At 32.2% G+C, this 5,187-nt stretch carries 7 protein-coding genes; 4 read left to right on the top strand and 3 right to left on the bottom strand.

The genetic code is table 11. The annotated features are described in order from the left end of the window. The first annotated feature begins 7 nt into the window (after positions 1-7). On the top strand, positions 8-442 hold the full coding sequence (locus ACIQ2S_RS11015; protein WP_396175935.1) for a DUF1573 domain-containing protein: 435 nt from the start codon (positions 8-10) through the stop codon (positions 440-442). 29 nt (positions 443-471) lie between these two features. Here the strand turns inward: ACIQ2S_RS11015 and ACIQ2S_RS11020 are convergent, their stop codons facing one another. Beyond that, positions 472-1,800 carry a PDZ domain-containing protein gene (locus ACIQ2S_RS11020; protein WP_396175923.1) on the bottom strand — a complete coding sequence of 443 codons (1,329 nt, stop codon included), beginning with the start codon at positions 1,798-1,800 and terminating at the stop codon, positions 472-474. 101 nt (positions 1,801-1,901) lie between these two features. Here ACIQ2S_RS11020 and ACIQ2S_RS11025 point away from each other — a divergent pair, with 101 nt between their 5' ends. The 3 genes from ACIQ2S_RS11025 (at position 1,902) to ACIQ2S_RS11035 (ending at position 3,876) form a co-directional block, all read left to right on the top strand. Next, the gene (locus tag ACIQ2S_RS11025; protein WP_396175925.1) at positions 1,902-3,092 is read left to right on the top strand and encodes a pyridoxal phosphate-dependent aminotransferase; all 1,191 of its coding nucleotides are present in this window, start codon (positions 1,902-1,904) and stop codon (positions 3,090-3,092) included. A 199-nt stretch (positions 3,093-3,291) separates the two neighbouring features. Then, positions 3,292-3,522 (top strand): DUF433 domain-containing protein, encoded by a 231-nt coding sequence (locus ACIQ2S_RS11030; RefSeq protein ID WP_396175927.1) that lies wholly within the window; start codon positions 3,292-3,294, stop codon positions 3,520-3,522. After that, positions 3,523-3,876: a DUF5615 family PIN-like protein gene (locus ACIQ2S_RS11035; RefSeq protein WP_396175929.1), complete on the top strand. Its 354-nt coding sequence runs from the start codon at positions 3,523-3,525 to the stop codon at positions 3,874-3,876. A gap of 195 nt (positions 3,877-4,071) precedes the next feature. Here ACIQ2S_RS11035 and ACIQ2S_RS11040 read toward each other — a convergent pair whose 3' ends face one another. Further along, the gene (locus ACIQ2S_RS11040; RefSeq protein ID WP_396175931.1) at positions 4,072-4,518 is read right to left on the bottom strand and encodes a hypothetical protein; all 447 of its coding nucleotides are present in this window, start codon (positions 4,516-4,518) and stop codon (positions 4,072-4,074) included. A gap of 2 nt (positions 4,519-4,520) precedes the next feature. After that, the gene (locus ACIQ2S_RS11045) at positions 4,521-4,988 is read right to left on the bottom strand and encodes a hypothetical protein (RefSeq protein WP_396175933.1); all 468 of its coding nucleotides are present in this window, start codon (positions 4,986-4,988) and stop codon (positions 4,521-4,523) included. Positions 4,989-5,187 lie beyond the last annotated feature (199 nt).

A 5,187-nucleotide genomic window follows, 5' to 3' on the forward strand; every position in this document is an offset into this window, starting at 1 on the left:
TATTATTATGAAAAAGACAGTTACACTCATTTGTTTGGCTTTTTTGAGCTCCACTTCTTTTGGTCAAAAAGGGCCAAAGATTGAATTTAAAGCAGCAGACAACACGATTGATTATGGTAAGATTTACAAAGGCATAGATTCAGGCATTAGAGTATTTGAATTTACTAATACCGGCGACGCTCCTTTGATTATTGAAAATGTTCAATCCACTTGTGGATGTGCGGTTCCTTCGAAACCTAAAGAACCAATTTTACCGGGTAAAACGGGAAAAATTGAGGTTAAATACAATATGGCAACTGGTCCGATTAGAAAAAGTATTACTGTTGAAAGTAATGCCATTAACTACGAAGGCGGTAAAATTCACTTAAAAATAAAAGGTGAAGTCTTAGAAAAACCAAACGTAAATGTTTTAGAAAAGAAAAAAGCAGGACCGGTACAATAACTGTAAAACTCCCAATAGGGAGTTTTTTTTTATAGAATACTTTTTAATTGAAGGGTCGTCTTTACATATTTTCCATTCCTATTGACTTCAAAAAGTATTTTTTTTCCGTCTTCCGATTTTAATAATTCATTAATGCTTTGCAAGGTATAAGTACTTGCCGGTTTTCTGCTAATTGATACAATTACGTCATCTTTTTTGAGTCCTGCAGTGGCTCCGGGAGAATCTTCACGCACGTTCACAATTTTAAATATAGGCTTCAAGACAAAATTAAATTTGATTGGATTCTCTTTTTTTTGATAATGACTTTCGTCTCCAACAGTAGTAACAAAAGTAGTAATGGGCATGGTTTCCGGTACCCACTGTTTACCTGCATGATTTATCTCTAAACCGCTCATATTATAGGTAAAAGAATTTGAGAATTTTTCGTTTTTCTTAAGTAATAGTAAATTATTTTGATAATCAAATACAACATTAAAACGTTTTAAAATTTCACCTCCAACTGAGCCAACTCGCTTTGAAACCATTTTCACGTTTTTAATGGAATTATAATCAGGAAATGCCACGTATGGCTTGTTGAATTGAAAAGTTGCCATTTCAAATTGATTAATTTTTGCTCTTTTACCGTGTATGTCTCCGCTAAATCCTCTTCCCAGAAAATCTTCAAAATTTGATGCCGGGATTTTTATCAGTTCCGATTGTTTTTCAAATAACCATAGTGCATCACTATTCCCTATATCTATTAATAATTTTCCTTCAAAATCATTGGAGCCATTCAATTTAAAATTGCCAATCAGATAGGGCTTATTTCCTTCAATAGAAATAGGTACAGCTCTATATTTATTTTTTAACTTTTTTATTGCTTTTGAATTTGTATTATAAATATGTAAATGCTTTTTGACATAATCAATTTTCACACAACTATTCCTAAAAAAATGATATCCCAAAATACCATTAACCGGAATTCCAACGGAGGATGAGAAATTAATCTCTTCGTCTAAAACTATAAGAATGGTGTGTTTGGCGTCTGCGAAGTTTTTGCTAATTTCAATACGGTTTTCGCTCGAACTCAATGCCTCAATAGATTCATCACCTCCTAGACCTCGCAATTTTACTTTATTCACATTAAAAAACGGAACAGTATCTGTCTCTTCCAAACTAAACAAAATCGTTTCTTCTACACCGGTATCGAGTAAGAAAGTCATCGAAACACCGTTTACTTTTACCGGAATAAAGATTAAATTATTAATTAATTGAAAAGAAATTTTCGCTTGTTTGTTTCCTGAAAGATGAAATCCCTCCTGACTATAACTGCCAAAGGTCAGTAACAAACATACTACTATAATAATGCATTTTTTCAAAGCTTTTTTTCTATAAATATATTAATAAACTAAAAGATATCAAACCAAAGGATTGGGTCTGAATAAAAAAAGTTGCAAATTTGCAGTTCAAAACTAACGTTATGCCAAAAATATCTAATAAAGGTAAAGAAATGCCGGAATCACCTATTCGTAAATTGGTTCCTTATTCTGAAATTGCTAAAAAGAAAGGTTTAAAAGTCTACCACCTGAATATTGGTCAGCCGGACATCAAAACTCCTGAAGTGGCCATGAATTCGATTAAAAACTTGGACATTGCTGTTTTAGAATACAGTCACTCTGCAGGATTTGAAAGTTATAGAAGAAAACTTTCTGCGTATTATACCTCACACGGACTACCTATCAATACAGAAGACATCATTATTACTACCGGTGGTTCGGAAGCTTTGCTTTTTACCATGGGAAGTTGTTTGGATGTCGGCGATGAAATCATTATTCCCGAACCTTTTTATGCCAATTACAATGGTTTTTCAACCGCTTCTGGCGTCAAAGTAGTACCGGTAATTTCTACGATTGACGAAGGTTTTGCCTTACCTCCAATTACTGCTTTTGAAAAATTAATTACTCCAAGAACGAAAGCCATTTTAATTTGTAATCCGGGGAACCCAACAGGTTACTTATATTCAAAAGAAGAAATCATGCAATTGGCAGCCATTGTCAAAAAACATGATTTGTTTCTAATTGCAGACGAAGTGTATAGAGAATTCACTTATGACGGCGACGTTCATTTTTCGGTCATGAATGTACCCGGATTGGAACAAAACGCAATCATGATTGACTCTGTTTCCAAAAGATACAGTATGTGTGGAGCACGCATTGGTTGCATTGTATCCAAAAACAAAGAAGTGATGGCAACAGCAATGAAATTTGCCCAAGCACGATTGAGTCCGCCCACTTTTGCACAAATTGCCAGTGAAGCGGCTCTCGACACACCACAAAGTTACTTTGACGAGGTGATTACGGAATACCGCGGCCGACGTGACATTCTAATTGAAGAATTGAACAAAATTGAAGGTGTGAAAGTAGCCACTCCCAAAGGAGCTTTTTATTGCATCGCCAAACTTCCGATTAAAAATGCCGATCACTTTGCACAATGGTTATTGGAAACCTATGACTACAATGGTGAAACAGTAATGGTTGCTCCGGCAGCCGGCTTCTATTCTACTCCCGGTGTTGGATTGGACGAAGTGCGAATTGCCTATGTGTTGAAAAAAGAAGATTTGGTAAAATCGGTTCAAATTTTAAAAGAAGCTTTGAAAGTATATCCGAATTAAAACTTCTGAATAATTGTTATAAAAACTCTTGAGAAATCAGGAGTTTTTTTTTGCAATGATTTTCAATAACTGTAACTTTAGGGTTTGGAAGAGCAGTTTTTACAGGTAAAACAAAAGGTATTTAGCTGGAATGAGGTTCAAAAGTTATCATTTGATTTTTTTATTTATTATATTTGAAATGAATTAAAGAAAAATAATTATGGAATTTATTGAAATTAATCCTAAAATAATGCTTGGGAAGCCTGTGATAAAAGGGACAAGGATTACTGTTGAACATATTATTTCTATGTTGGCTCAAGGAATTTCTATTGATGAAATCCTACAAGAATACCAAGGGTTGACAAAGCAAGAGATTTTAGCTTGTTTGCAATATGCCGAGAATATTCTTGAAAAAACTACCACTTTTGACTTGGATAAAGTTGCTTCTTAAATGCGATTTTTAGTTGATGAATGCACGGGCACTTCGGTAGCCAATTGGCTAAATAAAGAAAATCACGAAGTTTATTCGGTTTTTGAACAATGGCGTGGTGCATCTGATGAGTCCATTTTAGAAAAATGTCACCTCGAAAATTACATACTTATTACCTCTGACAAAGATTTTGGCGAGATGGTTTTTAGAAATCAAAAAGTTCATAGTGGGATTATTTTAGTGCGTTGCATTCCTAATAATTTCGTAAAGCGAATAGAAGTTTTATCTAAACTTTTAAAAAATTATTCCGATAAGCTTGAAAATAATTTTGTCGTTGTAACCAATCATACTGTTAGAATTGTTGAAAGAATTTAATTGCCGCTTGTTCTAGTTACTATCAGTTCAAATTTTAAAAGATGCTTTGAAAGTATATCCGAATTAAAACTTCTAAATAATTGTTATAAAAACTCTTGAGAAATCAGGAGTTTTTTTTTGAGGCGAGTTTGGGAGAGCATGCAAAGTGCTAATTTTTAGATAAAGGCTAGGGAAAGCTGATAATTTATTCCCCTTTCAATCAGCAATATTAATCCAATTTTGTTTTATTTTATTTATTTTAATTAAAAACAAAACAAGCAAAATGAGTTCTAGTCTGAAAGTAGCTTGTCCATTTTGATAACTTAAAAACATTGAAAATACGCATATCAATATTCCAAAGATTGCGTCAATTTGTGCTAAGACTATTGCATATTTTTTTTCATACCACAAACTATAACTTGTAACTCCATGCAATACAAAAACGATAAAAACTATTATTAAATTCAGTAAACTATCATTTGCATTTAATGCATAAAATTCAAATGCTGAGTTGATATCAAAAAAAGACAAGATAACTCTAATTATGGCTAAAACGAAGGCAAACATAAACAACCAACAAAAGAACTTTATCCACCAGGGTAATAAACTTCTTCTTCTATTATTAGAATTTACTTCAAATTCACTAAAATTATTTTTTTCCATTTTTACGATAAATTATATTCTATTGAATAAATAATAAAGCAAATTAAACTTGCTTGCTTAACCAATTCATTTTCAATGAAAAATTTTAAATCTAGGTTATATCCGCTTAAATCAACTGTACTTTTAATTGTTATTTCAATTACTAGTTCAGAATTATAATAGACTTTACAAAAATTTTTATTGAACAAAAAAAATGGATTATGATTAACCTGTATAAGATTATCATCGATACTAAAAATCGAGCTGAATATTTGCTGCTTTAAAATTTTTACATGAAATGCAAAGTCTTGAAATACAATTTTTTTTCTGATAAAACCATGATGAATGGTAGCAACCTTCTTATCAAAATGAAATAGCTCTCCTACAGTTTTAGAAAAAGGAATGGGTGATTTTCTAATCATTTTGTAAACAACAACATTATTATCGATGACAGTTATATTGCCAATGTTTTTTATATTGATACTAATCATTTATTCAATCCTGTTTTAAGATTTATAATTATCCCCCGCTGCCGCACGTATCCCTTCGTGTGGCTTTACAATAAAAAAAGTCATTCGTTTTTAAAATTTATAGTTCCTACTCATGTTGTTCCTTTAATTCAAAAATAGTAAAATCTTTCTATGTAAGGGAGAACCACACGAAAGGATTTCTGAGGGATCGAGGTGCACG

Origin of the sequence: Flavobacterium sp. (genome assembly GCF_044371705.1) — a bacterium.
Classification (GTDB): Bacteria; Bacteroidota; Bacteroidia; order Flavobacteriales; family Flavobacteriaceae; genus Flavobacterium.

Bases quoted from the DNA above. Each gene is read 5' to 3' on its own strand.
- ACIQ2S_RS11015 (WP_396175935.1), top strand. From the start codon at position 8: ATGAAAAAGACAGTTACACTCATTTGTTTGGCTTTTTTGAGCTCCACT.
- ACIQ2S_RS11025 (WP_396175925.1), top strand. From the start codon at position 1,902: ATGCCAAAAATATCTAATAAAGGTAAAGAAATGCCGGAATCACCTATT.
- ACIQ2S_RS11030 (WP_396175927.1), top strand. From the start codon at position 3,292: ATGGAATTTATTGAAATTAATCCTAAAATAATGCTTGGGAAGCCTGTG.
- ACIQ2S_RS11035 (WP_396175929.1), top strand. From the start codon at position 3,523: ATGCGATTTTTAGTTGATGAATGCACGGGCACTTCGGTAGCCAATTGG.
- ACIQ2S_RS11040 (WP_396175931.1), bottom strand. From the start codon at position 4,518: ATGGAAAAAAATAATTTTAGTGAATTTGAAGTAAATTCTAATAATAGA.
- ACIQ2S_RS11045 (WP_396175933.1), bottom strand. From the start codon at position 4,988: ATGATTAGTATCAATATAAAAAACATTGGCAATATAACTGTCATCGAT.